The following is a 14,541-nucleotide window of genomic DNA, read 5'->3' as shown; positions in this document are numbered from 1 at the left end:
GGATCCCGGCACGACCAGCAACCCGAACGGAGCACCCGCGTTGGACTCGACAATCATCTACACGCACACGGACGAGGCGCCCGCCCTGGCCACGGCCTCGCTGCTGCCCATCGTCTCGGCCTTCGCCAAGCAGGCCGGCGTCGAGGTCGAGACGCGCGACATCTCGCTCTCCGGTCGCATCATCGCCAGCTTCCCCGAGGCGCTCCGCCCCGAGCAGCGGCTCGACGACGCCCTCGCCGAGCTCGGCGCCCTCGCGAAGACGCCCGAGGCCAACATCATCAAGCTGCCCAACGTCTCGGCGTCGATCCCGCAGCTCAAGGCGGCCATCGCCGAGCTGAAGGCGGCCGGCTACGACCTGCCGGACTACCCCGACAGCCCGGCCACCGACGAGGAGAAGGCGGCACGGGCGGCATACGACAAGGTCAAGGGATCTGCCGTCAACCCCGTTCTGCGCGAAGGCAACTCGGACCGCCGCGCGCCGGCGTCGGTCAAGAGCTATGCCCGCAAGCACCCCCACTCGATGGGCGCCTGGAGCGCCGACTCGAAGACCAACGTCGCCACCATGGCCGACCACGACTTCCGCCACAACGAGAAGTCCGTCGTCATCGCCGCCGACGACACGCTGCGCGTCGAGATCGTCGGCCCGGACGGCTCGACGAGCGTGCTCAAGGAGTCGATCCCGGTCCTGGCCGGCGAGGTCGTCGACGCCACCTTCATGGACGTCGCGCGGCTGCGTGACTTCCTCTCCGAGCAGGTGCAGCGCGCCAAGCAGGAGGGCGTCCTCTTCTCCGTGCACCTCAAGGCCACGATGATGAAGGTCTCGGACCCGATCATCTTCGGCCACGTCGTGCGCGCCTTCTTCCCCGACGTCTTCGAGACGTATGCCGGCGCGCTGACCTCCGTCGGCGCCTCCCCCAACGACGGGCTGGGCGCCGTGCTCAAGGCCGTCGAGGGCCTGCCCGCCGACGAGCGCGCCGAGGTCGAGGCCGCCGTCGCGAAGGGCTTCGAGCAGGGACCGTCCATCGCGATGGTCGACTCCGACAGGGGCATCACCAACCTGCACGTCCCGAGCGACGTCATCGTCGACGCGTCGATGCCGGCGATGATCCGCACGTCGGGGCACATGTGGAACCGCGACGGCGCCGAGCAGGACACGCTCGCCGTCCTGCCCGACAGCTCGTATGCCGGCATCTACCAGGTCGTGCTCGACGACTGCCGCGCCAACGGCGCCTACGACCCGGCGACGATGGGCTCGGTCTCCAACGTCGGGCTCATGGCGCAGGCGGCCGAGGAGTACGGCAGCCACGACAAGACGTTCGAGCTGCCCGCCGACGGCACGGTCCGCGTCGTCGACAGCTCGGGCACGACGCTCCTCGAGCACGCCGTGTCCGCCGGCGACATCTGGCGCGCCTGCCAGACCAAGGACGTGCCGATCCGTGACTGGGTCAAGCTGGCCGTCACCCGCGCCCGTGCCACGGGCGACCCGGCGATCTTCTGGCTCGACAAGGACCGCGCCCACGACGCGAACCTCATCGCGAAGGTCGAGCAGTACCTCACCGAGCACGACACCGACGGCCTCACGATCGAGATCATGAAGCCGACCGACGCGATCGCCTACTCCCTGGGCCGCATCCGCAAGGGCGAGGACACCATCTCGGTCACCGGCAACGTGCTGCGCGACTACCTGACCGACCTCTTCCCGATCCTCGAGCTGGGCACGTCGGCCAAGATGCTCTCGGTCGTGCCGCTCATCAACGGTGGCGGCCTCTTCGAGACGGGCGCCGGCGGCTCCGCACCGAAGCACGTGCAGCAGCTGGTCAAGGAGAACTACCTGCGCTGGGACAGCCTGGGCGAGTTCCTCGCCCTGGCGGTCAGCTTCGAGCACCTCGCGGGCGTCACCGGCAACGCGCAGGCCAAGATCCTCGGCGAGACCCTCGACCGGGCGACCGGCACGCTGCTCGACGAGAACAAGGGCCCGGCCCGCAAGGTGGGCCAGATCGACAACCGCGGCAGCCACGTGTGGCTCGCGCTCTACTGGGCGCAGGAGCTGGCCGCACAGACCGAGGACGCCGAGCTCGCCAAGGCCTTCGCGCCCGTCGCGCAGGCCCTCTCGGACAACATCGGCACGATCTCACAGGAGCTCGTCGACGCCCAGGGCCACTCGGTCGACATCGGCGGCTACTACCGCCCCGACGCCGACCAAGTGGCCTCGGTGATGCGTCCGTCGAAGACCTTCAACGAGATCATCGACGCCCTCGCCTGACCACCTGGAGTCACCGTCGAAGGGCCACGAACCGGGACCGGTTCGTGGCCCTTCGACGGTTGGAGGCCCTCCGAGGGTCGTCAGGGCTCGGGGATGTCGAAGAAGTTCGACATGCCGGCCGCGAACGCGAGGTCGCCGCGGAGCTTGAGCTTGCCCGTCATGACCATCAGCATCGGGTTGCCTCGCTTGGTGATGATCTTGAGGAAGTCGACGGGCGACATGGCGAGCGACACGTCCGGCTCGCCGTCGTGGCCGGGCAGGGTGGTGCAGGTGCGTCGGCGAAGCGCACCGTCCACTGGTCCGCGCCGCCGTCCGGTCGGCCGGTGATGCTCCAGTGCGTCGTGGCGGTCGTCGACCCGGCCTTGTCGGCGCGGAAGAGCCGCGGCATGCGCCCGAAGATGGCGTCGACGATGAGCCCGCGGTTGCGGCTCGCCATGACCTCCCTGACGTCCTTGTCGGGCATGGCGGTGACGGCGCGGATGAACTCACCCGGTCCGACGGCCGCGATCTGCTCGGGGGTGGCGGTCCGGAGGTCGATCTCGGCCATCGGTGGGTCCCTTCGCCGTAGGTGCAGGAGGCGGCTCTGTCACGCGCAGGCTACGGGAGGGCTCAGGCGTCGAGGAACCAGCCGACGACCATCCCGTCGGGCCGGCCGGGCTCGATGTAGTGCTCCCAGGCGAACGCGACGGCGAACATCTCGACCGGCATCTGGAGCATCCCCTGGGCGTCGGACTGGCTCGCGTGCGCCTTAAGGGCGGAGCGCTTGACCTCGAGGAAGTTGCTGACGTCGCAGGCCCAGTGCAGCTCGCTCTCGAGGCTGCCGAGCGGGTTGCCGTCGTCCATGGGCGCGTTGGGGTCCCAGTCGCCGACGTCGTGGCCCTCGGCGACCGCCGCCTCGAAGGAGCGCATCATGGCGTCGCGGTTCATCGAACCCTCGAGGTAGCGCGGCGTGCCGGCGAGCTCGGCGGCACGCTTGGCCACGGCGTGCACCTTGACGTGGTCCGGGTGGCCGTAGCCGCCGTGCCAGTCGTAGCCGATGACGATGTCGGCGTCCTCCTCGCGCAGGATGGCGGCCAGCCGCTGCGCCGCCTCCTCGGTGTCGGCCCTGGCGAAGCTGGCGTCGTGGTCGTTCTGCGCCCAGCCGGTCATCCCGGAGTCGGCGTAGCCGAGGAACTCGACGCGGTGCGTGCCGATGACGGCGTTGGAGGCCGCAGCCTCGGTGCGGCGGCGCTCGACGACTGTCTCGCCCTCCGCGAGGTCGTCCGGGGCGTCGCCGTGGTCGCCGTTGGTGGCGACGACGAGCACCACCCGGTGCCCCTCGCTGACGGCACGGGCCATCGAGCCGGCCGACTGCGACGCCTCGTCGTCGGGGTGGGCGTGGACGAAGACGACGGTTGCCATGCGCTCAGCCTCTCACCGGGTGCCGACGGCGCCACTGCCGGGACCCACCGGCAGGGAGTAGACGAGGTAGCCCTCGAAGCTCGCCACCTGGTCGTAGAGCCGCCGGGCGACGGAGTTCGCCTCGTGCGTCTGCCAGTAGACCGTGCCGCAGCCCTGCTCGCGCGCCCAGTCGCGCACCGTGCCGATGAGGGCCGTGGCGATGCCGTGCCCGCGGGCCTGCGGGTCGGTGAAGAGGTCTTCGAGGTAGCAGAGGTCGGGCTCACTCGAGCTGGGGTGCACGAGGAAGTGGGTGATCCCGACGAGATCCCCGTCGAGCCAGGCGCCGAGCCCGTGCAGCCGTGTGCCGGCGGTGATCTCGTGCCACGCCCTGTCGTATGCCGTCTGGCCGAGCTCACGCTCGTAGAAGGCGATGTACGCGCCGAAGAGCTCCTCCCAGCGCGCGCGGTCAGCGGCCTCGAGGCGCCGGATCTCGATCACGCCCCGAAACTAGCGCGACGGCCGCGTCGACGTGACGGCATCGGGACGGCATACGCAAGCCTCGGGGGACCCACCCGCCCAACCGGGCTGCACCGCGCGCGCGGGGGCCGTACGCGGGGCACGCCCGGCGTACGGCCCCGGAACCCGCGTAGCGGCCCCCGATGCGCGGACGACCTGAAGGAGGTCAGGACTTCTTGGTGGCGGCCTTCTTCGTGGTGCGCGCCGTCGCCTTCTTGGCCGTCTTCTTCGCCGTCTTCTTCACCGCGCGCTTGCGGGTCGTCGGGCCCTTGGCGCGCTTCTCGGCGAGCAGCTCGTAGCCGCGCTCCGGGGTGATCGAGGCCGGGTCGTCGTCCTTGCGCAGCGTCGCGTTCGTCTCGCCGTCGGTGACGTACGGGCCGAAGCGGCCGTCCTTGACCACGACCGGCTTGCCGCTGACCGGGTCGGCACCGAGCTCCTTGAGCGGAGGTGTTGCCGCGGCGCGACCTCGCTGCTTGGGCTGCGCGTAGATCGCGAGCGCCTCCTCGAGCGTGATGTCGAAGAGCTGTTGCTCGGAGGTCAGCGAGCGGGAGTCCGTGCCCTTCTTGAGGTACGGGCCGTAGCGACCGTTCTGGGCGGTGATCTCGACGCCCTCGGCGTCGGTGCCGACGACGCGCGGCAGCGAGAGCAGCTTGAGCGCGTCCTCGAGGCCGATCGTCGCGAGCTCCATGCCCTGGAAGAGCGAGGCGGTGCGCGGCTTGGGCCTCGCGGCCTTCTTGCCCTTCGGCTTGTCGGCACCAGCGGCGTCGTCGTCCTCGATGACCTCGGTGACGTAGGGGCCGTAGCGGCCGGCGCGCGCGACGATCTCACGCCCCGTCTCAGGGTCGCGCCCCAGCACCTTGCCGTCGTCGGCGGCGACCTCGAGCAGCTCGCGCGCCTTCTCGGGCGTCATCTCGTCCGGGGCGATGTCGTCGGTGATCGTGGCACGGCGCGGCGTGGCCGCCACCTCGGCGCCGTCGGCCACCTCCCCGGTCGCGAGGTCGACGCCCTCGGGCACGACCTCCTCGACGTAGGGGCCGTAGCGGCCGACGCGCACGACCATGCCGTCACCGATCGGGATCGTGGAGATCTCCTTGGCGTCGATCTCGCCGAGGTCCGCGACGAGGTTGCGCAGGCCCGCTGCGGAGGTCGCCTCCTCGCCGAAGTAGAAGCGCTTGAGCCACTCGACGCGGCCCTCGTCGCCGTTGGCGATGCGGTCGAGGTCCTCCTCCATCGAGGCGGTGAACTCGTAGTCGACGAGGTTGCCGAAGTGCTCCTCGAGCAGGCGGGTCACGGCGAAGGCCAGCCACGTCGGGACGAGGGCCTGGCCCTTGTTGAAGACGTAGCCGCGGTCCTGGATCGTGCCGATCGTGGCGGCATACGTGGAGGGACGGCCGATGCCGCGCTCCTCCATGGCCTTGACGAGGGTCGCCTCGGTGTAGCGGGCGGGCGGGCTCGTCTCGTGGCCGTCGGCCTCGGCGCGCACGACCTCGAGCGGGACGCCGGCGCTGAGCTTGGGCAGGCGGCGCTCCTCGGCGGCGGCGTCGGCGCGGGCGGCGGCCTCGTCGTCGCGGCCCTCCTCGTACGCGGCGAGGAAGCCCTTGAAGGTGATGACGGTGCCGCTGGCGCTGAACTCGACGGACTGCGCGCCCTCGACCGCCGTGTCGACGGCGAGCTTGACGGTGGCGGTGGAGCCGCGGGCGTCGGCCATCTGCGAGGCGACGGTGCGCTTCCAGATCAGCTCGTAGAGCGCGAACTCCTCGCCGCGCAGCGAGCCGGCGACCTGGGCCGGCGAGCGGAAGCGGTCACCGGCGGGACGGATGGCCTCGTGGGCCTCCTGCGCGTTCTTGACCTTCTTCTCGTAGCGGCGGGGGCTGTCGGGCACGTACTCGGCGCCGTACAGGTCGCGCGCCTGGCTGCGGGCGGCGGTCGTCGCGGCGTCGGACAGCGTGGTGCTGTCGGTACGCATGTAGGTGATGTAGCCGTTCTCGTAGAGCCGCTGCGCCACGCGCATCGCGTTCTTGGAGCTCATCCGCAGCTTGCGGGAGGCCTCCTGCTGGAGGGTCGAGGTCGTGAACGGCGCCGACGGGCGGCGGGTGTACGGCTTCTCCTGGACGTCGGTGACGCGCGCAGTGAGAGGGAGACAGGCGGCAGCGATCCGCGTCGCGAGCGCCTCGTCGAGGTGGACGACGCCCCTGCCGGTCAGGCGCCCGTCGTCGGCGAAGTCGCGACCGGTCGCCACGCGGGTCCCGTCGACCGCGGACAGTCGCGCGGTGAACTGCTGGCTCGCGCCCTCGGGCGTGAAGTCGCCCTCGACGTCCCAGTAGGCGGAGCGGACGAACGCCATGCGCTCGCGCTCGCGCTCGACGACCATGCGCGTCGCGACGGACTGCACGCGCCCGGCGGACAGGCCCTGACGGACCTTGCGCCACAGGACCGGGCTGACCTCGTAGCCATAGAGGCGGTCGAGGATGCGGCGGGTCTCCTGCGCGTCGACCATCGCGGAGTCGATCTCGCGGGTGTCATTGACGGCACGCTGGATCGCCTCGCGGGTGATCTCGTGGAACACCATGCGCTTCACGGGAACTCGCGGTTTGAGCGCCTCGAGCAGGTGCCACGCGATGGCCTCGCCCTCGCGGTCCTCATCGGTGGCGAGGTAGAGCTCGCTGGCGTCCTTGAGGAGGCGCTTGAGCTCGGCGACCTTCTTCTTCTTGTCCGGGTCGACGACGTAGTACGGCTCGAAGCCGTTGTCGACGTCGACGGCGAACTTGCCGAACGGGCCCTTCTTCATGTCGGCCGGCAGCTCGGACGGGTTGGGCAGGTCCCGGATGTGACCCACGGACGCCTCGACCTCGAAGTCACCCCCGAGGTAGCCGGCGATGGTCTTCGCCTTGGCGGGCGACTCCACGATGACGAGCTTGCGGCCCTTGCCTGCGGCCATGGTGCACCTTCGACTTCCCGCATCTCACGTGCAGCGGATTCGTCGCTGCCCCGACGTGGACGCGGACCGACCGTAACAGCCCGGAGCGGGTGCGGCCTCACGGCCTCCGCAGAGGGCGTGCGTATGCCGGCACGCGGGCTCCTCCCGGACCTGACCTCCGCGGACGGCCGGGTCGGCCTCGGCGACCTCGACAGACTGGACCTCGTTCGGGCCTCCGGCGTTCTACGGCGTGTGCGGGGGCGGCCGCGCCGAAGTGCCTGCTGCGCGAAAGCGCGGCGGACGGCATACGCCCTCGGGAATGATGACGCCCCAGGGGACGTTCCAGATGATAGTTTAGACTTCAACCAGTTCGGAAGGAACCGCCATGCCCGCCCCCGTCCTCTACCTCAGCCACGGCGCACCCCCGCTCGCCGACGACGAGCGCTGGACGGCCGAGCTCGCCGGATGGTCCGCCGACCTGCCCAAGCCCAAGGACGTCCTCATCGTCTCGGCCCACTGGGAGGATGCCCCGACAACCCTCGGCTCGACCACCGGCGCCGCTCTGACCTACGACTTCTGGGGCTTCCCGCAGCGCTACTACGAGGTGACCTACGACGCGCCGGCCGCACCGTCGCTGGCCGACGACGTGACGAAGCTGCTCACCTGGCCCGGCCACTCGGTGCACCGCGACGAGGCGCGCGGGCTCGACCACGGCGCCTACGTCCCGCTCAAGGAGATGTTCCCCGAGGCCGACGTGCCGGTGCTGCAGATGTCGATGCCGACGCTCGACCCGCGCGGTCTCTTCGAGATCGGCCGGCGACTCGCACCGCTGCGCGAGCAGGGCACCCTGATCGTCGGCTCCGGCTTCACCACCCACAACCTGCGCTGGTTCGACCCGCGCGGCGGCTCCGACGCCCTGCCGCCACGGGCCAGCGCCGAGTTCGACCACTGGGCGCAGGAGGCCATGAAGGCCCAGGACGTCGACAGCCTGCTCGACTTCCTCGACAAGGCGCCAGCCGCGCACGAGGCGCACCCGCGCACCGAGCACTTTGCGCCCCTGTTCGTCACCCTCGGCGCCGCCTACGAGTCCGCCGGCCTCGACAACCGCAGCGTGATCGAGGGCTTCTGGTTCGGGCTGAGCAAGCGCTCGTGGCAGTTCGGCTGACCTGCGAGCCTCCGGCGGGAACTCACCGGTGAACCCGCCCGTTCCAGACGGTGTGGGGCCCCACGCACGCGACCACGGCTCGGAACCTCCCCCCTGACTCCGAGCCGTGGTCGCACCTTCTCGTCGGCCTGCGAAGGGCTGGGGAACCGCGACGAACACGCACCCGTCGTAGGGGCGGCACGTAGAGTGGCCGTACGCCCGACGAGCGCGTCGCCGGCGTGTGTCGTGCACCATCCAGGGTGTACCTCACACGGTCCGCACGGCGCGTCCAGCCGACGGGTGAGGGACTTCGGTCGCGTCGCCGACGCGGCCGGCACGCGAGGGAAGGACCCGTTCCAGATGACTGACCAGCCCGCCGCCCAGCAGGCGTATGCCGCGCCCGCCCAGGTCGCTCCCCTCGAGCCGCCACCCGGCGAGGCGTTCATCCTCACCGCCCCTGCGCCGACGGCTCCCGTCGCCGGGACCGCCGCCCCGAAGATGGCCCCGGCCGTCCCCGAGGCAGCCCTGCCGGGCCTCGACGCCAAGGTCGACACCTATCTCGACTCCCTCACGAAGGCGGCAGCCCGCTCCCCCGAGTGGGAGACCAAGGCCGCCGACGTGCGCAGCATGGGCAACGACGAGGTGCGCTTCGCCGCCGAGTCGTCCAACCGCATGCTCCAGATGCCGGTCAAGGCGCTCAACGAGGGCGGCCTGTCCGGCAACTCCAAGGTCGGCAAGACCCTCCTCGACCTGCGTCGTACCGTCGAGGACCTCGACCCGGGGCAGGCCGCGGGCGCCAAGAGGTTCCTCGGCATGATCCCCTTCGGCGACAAGGTCACCGACTACTTCCGCAAGTACCAGTCGGCGCAGAGCCACCTCAACGGCATCCTCCACTCGCTCCAGTCCGGCCAGGACGAGCTCGTCAAGGACAACGTCGCCCTCAACCTGGAGAAGAAGAACCTCTGGGAGTCGATGGGCCGGCTCAACCAGTACGTCTACGTCGCCGAGCGCCTCGACGCCAGGCTCGCCGCGCAGGTCGCAACCCTCGAGTCGACCGACCCCGAGCGGGCCAAGGCGCTCCGCGAGGACGTCCTCTTCTACGTCCGCCAGAAGCACCAGGACCTGCTGACCCAGCTCGCGGTCTCGATCCAGAACTACCTCGCGATCGACATCATCATCAAGAACAACATCGAGCTGATCAAGGGCGTCGACCGCGCCACGACCACGACTGTCTCGGCGCTGCGCACCGCCGTCATCGTGGCGCAGGCGCTCAACAACCAGCAGCTCGTCCTCGACCAGATCACCGCCCTCAACACGACGACCTCCGGCATCATCGAGCGCACCTCCGAGGCCCTGAAGCAGAACTCGGCCCGCATCCAGGAGCAGTCCGCGAGCGCGACCCTGTCGATCGAGTCGTTGCAGAAGGCGTTCGCCAACATCTACGAGACGATGGACACCATCGACCAGTTCAAGGTGCGGGCGCTCGACAACATGGCCGCGACGATCGGCACCCTCGAGACCGAGGTCGCCAAGTCGCGCTCCTACCTCGACCGGGTCTCGAAGCAGGACGCCCGGCGCGCGGAGAACGTCGCTCCCGGCCTGCTCGACCTCGGCTCGGGGCGGTGAGCGTCGGGAGCCGGTGAGCGTCGCGTGGAGATGACGCGCCCGGTAAGCGGGTGAGGTGAGGCAGGGTCGCCGTGGCGCGAGCCGCGGAGCAGGATGTGCGAGGCCGGTCGACGGTCGGCGCGTGACACACCAGAGGGGACAGACGCAGTGGGGATCCGGTCGTGGTTCGGGATGGACCGGCCCGAGGCGCCCGAGCCCGTGCGCTCGGGACCACCCACCACGGAGCAGCTGCTCGGGGCGCTCGACGCCATCGAGGCGCAGGCCCGGGAGGGAAAGGTGCCCGGCGTGGTGCTCTCGCGCCTGCTGCGCGTCACGCGCATCGTGCGCCAGACGCTGCCGCGCCTGGACAACCTCGGCATCGGAAGCAGCCAGGGCTACAGCGTCATGGCCACCGCCACCGACTACCTCCCGGTCGCCATCGGCAACTACCTGCGCCTGCCGCGCGACTGGGCCGACACCCGGCCCATCGCCGCGGGCAAGAGCTCGGTCATGCTGCTCGTCGACCAGCTCGACCTGCTCGGCACGACGATGGACAAGGTCTACGACGCCGTCAACCGGGCCGACGCCGAGGCGATCATCGTGCACGGAGCCTTCCTCGAGGAGAAGTTCGGGCAGGCCTCCGCGGGAGGGGTGCTCGGGCTCGGTCCCGACCCCGTACGCGCGGCCCCGCCGCCGCCGGCCGGCGCGACCGGAACCCCCGACGACCTCGAGGGCGTCAACGGCTCGGCGTCTGCCTCCCCCCACCCGCTCGCCCCTCCGGAGTGACGAATGAGCAGTGACGAGTCCCGCCTCGCCGAGAGCCTGGAGCAGCTGAGCGAGGTCGCTGCGGAGGCCGGCCTCGATCCTGCCGCCGCCCGCGACGAGGGGCTGCGCGTCGCTGCGGCGCTCGCCGAGTCCGTGCCCGACGCCGCCCCGGTCTGGGCGCAGGTGGCGCACCCCGGGCTCACCGACCTCGGGCGCATCAACGAGGAATTCTTCGACGCGGCGTCACGCGGGCGCCGCTGGCGCGGGGCCCCGACCGACCTCCTCGAGGCCCTCGTCGCCTCCCAGCACGATCTGGCCCTCGAGTATGCCGAGGCCCTGACCGAGGTCGCCTCGTCGGCCGTCATGCTCGGCACCGCACCGATCTGGGTCATCGCCAACGCCTCGGCCGCCTCCGGCGCCTACCTCGCCGCGGCGCGCTTCTCCTCGCAGCGGGTGCCGGCGTTCCCCGGGGGTGCGCTCGGCGGCGCTCTGGGCGGCGCTCTGGGCGGCGCGCTCGGCGGTGGCGTCAGCGGCATGCCAGGTCTGGGCTTCGGTGCCCCGGACACGATGCGGCCGACGGTCCCCGGACCGATGGACCCCTCCCTCCTCTCCCCGATGGGTCCGGCGGGTACGCCCGCCGGCGGGGCCACCGCGACCGCCGCACCCGAGAAGTCGCCCGCAGAGCCCGAGGAGCCGGCCGAGCCGGAGAAGTCGGTCGAGGAGCTGCTCGCCGAGCTCGACGCGATGATCGGGCTCGAGCGCGTCAAGAAGGAGATCCACCGCCAGGTGGCCCTGCTCACCGTCGAGAGGATGCGCACCGAGGCCGGCCTCAGGGCTCCGAAGATGAGCCGCCACCTGATCTTCGTCGGCAACCCCGGCACGGGCAAGACGACGGTCGCCCGTCTCGTCGGCGGCATCTACAGGGCGCTCGGGCTGCTGCCCACGGGCCAGCTCGTCGAGGTCGACCGCAGCGAGCTCGTCGCCGGCTACGTCGGGCAGACGGCGATGAAGACCGCCGAGGTCTGCGCCAAGGCGACCGGCGGCGTGCTCTTCATCGACGAGGCGTACGCCCTCACCGGCGACCAGTACGCCTCGGAGGCGGTCAACACCCTCGTCAAGGAGATGGAGGACCACCGCGAGGACCTCGTCGTCATCGTGGCCGGCTACCCCGAGCCCATGGTCGGCTTCATCGCCCAGAACCCCGGCCTCGCGAGCCGCTTCACGACGACGATCGAGTTCGACGACTACACCGACGACGAGCTGCTCGCCATCCTCGACGCCATCGCCGGCGGCAGCGACTACGAGCTGACCGACGAGGCCCGCACCCGGGTGCGCCACCAGCTGCAGGCGACCCCTCGCACCCCGGCCTTCGGCAACGGCCGCTTCTCGCGCAACGTCTTCGAGCAGGCCGTCGGCCGCCACGCCTGGCGGCTCAAGGACGCCACGGAGCCGACGCGCGACGAGCTGCGTCTACTCACCGCGGACGACCTCACCGAGCAGCCCGACGAGGTCAGCCCGCCTGACGAGGCCGCACTGTCACCCGGGCAGGATCCGGCGACGCTCAGGGCAGACCCTGATGGTCCGGCCGGCTCGGGTGAGGCAGTCTCGGACGAGCAGCACGACCCCACCGCCTCCGGCGCCACCGACCCCGAGGACACCGCATGAGCGCACCGCCGACGAACCTTCGCGTCGCCGTCCCGGCCGGCGCGTCGTCCGCAGCGCCCGCGGGCCACCCGCCACGCACCATCGCCGGCAGCATCCCGGGCCCGAGCAGCATCGTCGAGCGGCTGCTGCACGGCACGCCGGGGCGCATGCGCCTGTTCGGTCTCCTCGGCGTCATCGCGGCGGTGCTGCTGGGCGCCGTCAGCGCCAACGCCCTGCTCGCCTCGCAGTCCGCCGTGGAGCGCGCCGCCAACAACACCGCGCAGGTCGTGCGAGCCCAGTCGATCCACGTCGACCTGCTCCGCGCGGACGCCGTGGCCACCAACGCCTTCCTCGTCGGCGGCCTCGAGTCCGCCGACTCCCGCGCCCGCTACGAAGGCGCGATGGCCCGGGTCGCCTCCGGCATCGCCGAGGCCGCGGCCGCCCAGCCGGTCGACGGCAAGGCGCTCGGCGCGCTGTCCCAGCGGGTGCAGACGTATGCCGCCCTCGTCGAGCAGGCCCGCTCCAACAACCGCCTCGGCCTCCCCGTCGGCGCGCAGTACCTCACCCAGGCCAGCGCCGGGCTGCGCGCCGACGCCATCCCGATCGTCACCCAGATCGTCAGGGCCAACGAGGAGCGGGCGCAGAAGGAGTTCGACCGGAGCAACTCCACCCTCCAGCTGCTCGTCGGCGTCGTGTCGCTCATCGGGCTCGTCGCCTTCGCGGTCTGGCTCGCGAGGCGGACCCACCGCTACCTCAACCCGTCGCTGACGGGCGCCATCGCACTGCTGCTCGTCGCGCTCTTCGTGGCGGCCACCCAGATCAACGCCGTCGCGGGCGCGACCCGGGACGTGGCAGACGGGTCCTACCAGCAGGCCGTCGCCCTGGCCGACGTCACGACGGCGGCCAACGACGCCCGCGCCAACGAGAGCCTCACGCTGATCCGCCGTGGCTCCGGCGCCGCCAACGAGAAGGCGTGGGCCGCCGACGCCAAGACGGTGGACGCCGAGCTCGCCGGCCTGCGCGACGGCGCCGATCTCGAAAGCCAGTGGACCGCCTACGCCGACGCGCACGTGAAGGTGCGCTCGCTCGACGAGGGAGGCCGGTGGGACGACGCGGTGAAGCTCTCGACGAGCACTGCCGACAGCGGCGCCGCCAAGACCTTCAACGACTTCGACGTGGCGGTGACCCAGACCCGGGACGACGCCGCCAAGAACACGGTCTCGACCTTGCAGGGACTCGGCGGGAGCGCGATGTTCATGGCGGTGCTCGTGGCCCTGGCGGCGCTCGCCGCGGCATGGCTCGTGGTCCGAGGTATCGGGCAACGGATCGAGGAGTACCGATGAGCCTCACGCCGACGCTGCGTCGCCGACTCTCCACGCTGGTCGTCGTGGCCGGGTTGGGAGCCCTCGCCGGCTGCTCGGGCGTCACGTATGCCGAGACGCCCGTGCCCACCCCAGCGGCAGCCAAGACGACGGGCAGCGCCCCGGCTGCCCCCGCCGCGACGTGTGACAACGCGACGCAGTCCTACGACCCGTTGCCGAGCCTGCCGGCCCGCGGCGCCATCACCGACGAGGCGATGCGCAAGATCATCGCCAAGGGCTACCTCACCGTGGGGGTCTCCGCGGACACCTACCTCTTCGGCGCGCGGGACCCCTTCACGGGCGGCATCCAGGGCTTCGACATCGACATGGCCCGGGCGGTCGCCAAGGCGATCTTCGGCGACCCGAACAAGCTGCAGCTGCGGGTCATCACCGCCAGTGACCGCATCCCGTTGCTCACGTCCCGCGCCGTCGACATGGTGGCCCGGAACATGTCCATGACGTGCGGTCGCTGGAACGACATCGCCTTCTCGGCCGAGTACTACCGCTCCGGCCAGAAGGTCCTCGTCAGCAAGGCCCTGCCGGGCGCGAAGGACCTCGGGCTCGCCGACCTGAAGGGCAAACGAGTCTGCGCTCCGTCCGGTACGACGTCGTTGACCAAGCTGCAGCAGGTGAAGGGCCCGGTCGTCGTCACGGCCGACACGCACACCGCCTGTCTCGTGCTGCTGCAGCAGGGCAAGGCCGATGCCATCACCGGAGACGACACCGTGCTGGCCGGTCTCGCCGCACAGGACCCCAACACCGTGATCACGAGCGCCAAGCCGATCACGGTGGAGCCCTACGGCCTCGGCCTCAACAAGACTGACGTCTACCTCGCCCGCTACGTCAACCGCGTGCTGGCCGACCTCGAGGCCGACGGCCAGTGGAAGGCGACCTACAACCGGTGGCTCGCCGCGCCGCTCGGGCCCGCCCCCGCGCCCCCGACCCC

11 protein-coding genes are annotated in these 14,541 nt (G+C 71.1%); 7 read left to right on the top strand and 4 right to left on the bottom strand.

Annotated features, from left to right (window positions below; genetic code table 11):
* Window positions 1–40: 40 nt before the first annotated feature.
* Window positions 41–2,263, top strand: a complete 2,223-nt coding sequence (locus AC3WRT_RS17240; RefSeq protein WP_492724105.1) for an NADP-dependent isocitrate dehydrogenase — start codon at window positions 41–43, stop codon at window positions 2,261–2,263.
* A gap of 80 nt (window positions 2,264–2,343) precedes the next feature.
* On the opposite strand, the gene AC3WRT_RS17235 is transcribed toward AC3WRT_RS17240, so the two are convergent.
* The 4 genes from AC3WRT_RS17235 to topA all read right to left on the bottom strand — a co-directional run bounded on the left by AC3WRT_RS17235 (window position 2,344) and on the right by topA (window position 7,097).
* Complete coding sequence (locus tag AC3WRT_RS17235; protein WP_492724104.1) at window positions 2,344–2,559, bottom strand: SCP2 sterol-binding domain-containing protein; 216 nt, start codon at window positions 2,557–2,559, stop codon at window positions 2,344–2,346.
* Between the two features lie 313 nt (window positions 2,560–2,872).
* Window positions 2,873–3,664, bottom strand: coding sequence for a PIG-L deacetylase family protein (locus AC3WRT_RS17230; RefSeq protein WP_492724102.1), 792 nt, complete (start codon window positions 3,662–3,664; stop codon window positions 2,873–2,875).
* A 12-nt stretch (window positions 3,665–3,676) separates the two neighbouring features.
* Window positions 3,677–4,141, bottom strand: a complete 465-nt coding sequence (locus tag AC3WRT_RS17225) for a GNAT family N-acetyltransferase (RefSeq protein ID WP_492724100.1) — start codon at window positions 4,139–4,141, stop codon at window positions 3,677–3,679.
* A 184-nt stretch (window positions 4,142–4,325) separates the two neighbouring features.
* The gene (topA, locus tag AC3WRT_RS17220) at window positions 4,326–7,097 is read right to left on the bottom strand and encodes a type I DNA topoisomerase (RefSeq protein ID WP_492724098.1); all 2,772 of its coding nucleotides are present in this window, start codon (window positions 7,095–7,097) and stop codon (window positions 4,326–4,328) included.
* Window positions 7,098–7,461: 364 nt separating this feature from the next.
* Between topA and AC3WRT_RS17215 the strand changes: the two genes are divergently transcribed.
* The 6 genes from AC3WRT_RS17215 to AC3WRT_RS17190 all read left to right on the top strand — a co-directional run.
* On the top strand, window positions 7,462–8,241 hold the full coding sequence (locus tag AC3WRT_RS17215; RefSeq protein WP_492724096.1) for a dioxygenase family protein: 780 nt from the start codon (window positions 7,462–7,464) through the stop codon (window positions 8,239–8,241).
* Window positions 8,242–8,580: 339 nt separating this feature from the next.
* Complete coding sequence (locus AC3WRT_RS17210; protein ID WP_492724094.1) at window positions 8,581–9,846, top strand: toxic anion resistance protein; 1,266 nt, start codon at window positions 8,581–8,583, stop codon at window positions 9,844–9,846.
* A gap of 147 nt (window positions 9,847–9,993) precedes the next feature.
* Window positions 9,994–10,611 carry a hypothetical protein gene (locus AC3WRT_RS17205; protein ID WP_492724092.1) on the top strand — a complete coding sequence of 206 codons (618 nt, stop codon included), beginning with the start codon at window positions 9,994–9,996 and terminating at the stop codon, window positions 10,609–10,611.
* Between the two features lie 3 nt (window positions 10,612–10,614).
* Window positions 10,615–12,255, top strand: coding sequence for an AAA family ATPase (locus AC3WRT_RS17200; protein WP_492724090.1), 1,641 nt, complete (start codon window positions 10,615–10,617; stop codon window positions 12,253–12,255).
* Window positions 12,252–13,577 carry a GlnX family signal transduction membrane protein gene (locus AC3WRT_RS17195; protein WP_492724088.1) on the top strand — a complete coding sequence of 442 codons (1,326 nt, stop codon included), beginning with the start codon at window positions 12,252–12,254 and terminating at the stop codon, window positions 13,575–13,577. Before AC3WRT_RS17200 ends, AC3WRT_RS17195 begins: the two co-directional genes overlap by 4 nt.
* Window positions 13,574–14,541 (top strand): glutamate ABC transporter substrate-binding protein (locus AC3WRT_RS17190; RefSeq protein WP_492724086.1); only part of this gene is annotated, 968 nt, incomplete at its 3' end. The genes AC3WRT_RS17195 and AC3WRT_RS17190, both read left to right, overlap by 4 nt.

This window comes from Terrabacter sp. FW104-15G4B (genome assembly GCF_058790095.1).
Note: the sequence above shows the minus strand (reverse complement) of the source record. Positions and strands in the feature narration are given on the sequence as shown.

Bases quoted from the DNA above. Each gene is read 5' to 3' on its own strand.
- topA (WP_492724098.1), bottom strand. From the start codon at position 7,097: ATGGCCGCAGGCAAGGGCCGCAAGCTCGTCATCGTGGAGTCGCCCGCC.
- AC3WRT_RS17210 (WP_492724094.1), top strand. From the start codon at position 8,581: ATGACTGACCAGCCCGCCGCCCAGCAGGCGTATGCCGCGCCCGCCCAG.
- AC3WRT_RS17215 (WP_492724096.1), top strand. From the start codon at position 7,462: ATGCCCGCCCCCGTCCTCTACCTCAGCCACGGCGCACCCCCGCTCGCC.
- AC3WRT_RS17200 (WP_492724090.1), top strand. From the start codon at position 10,615: ATGAGCAGTGACGAGTCCCGCCTCGCCGAGAGCCTGGAGCAGCTGAGC.
- AC3WRT_RS17195 (WP_492724088.1), top strand. From the start codon at position 12,252: ATGAGCGCACCGCCGACGAACCTTCGCGTCGCCGTCCCGGCCGGCGCG.
- AC3WRT_RS17230 (WP_492724102.1), bottom strand. From the start codon at position 3,664: ATGGCAACCGTCGTCTTCGTCCACGCCCACCCCGACGACGAGGCGTCG.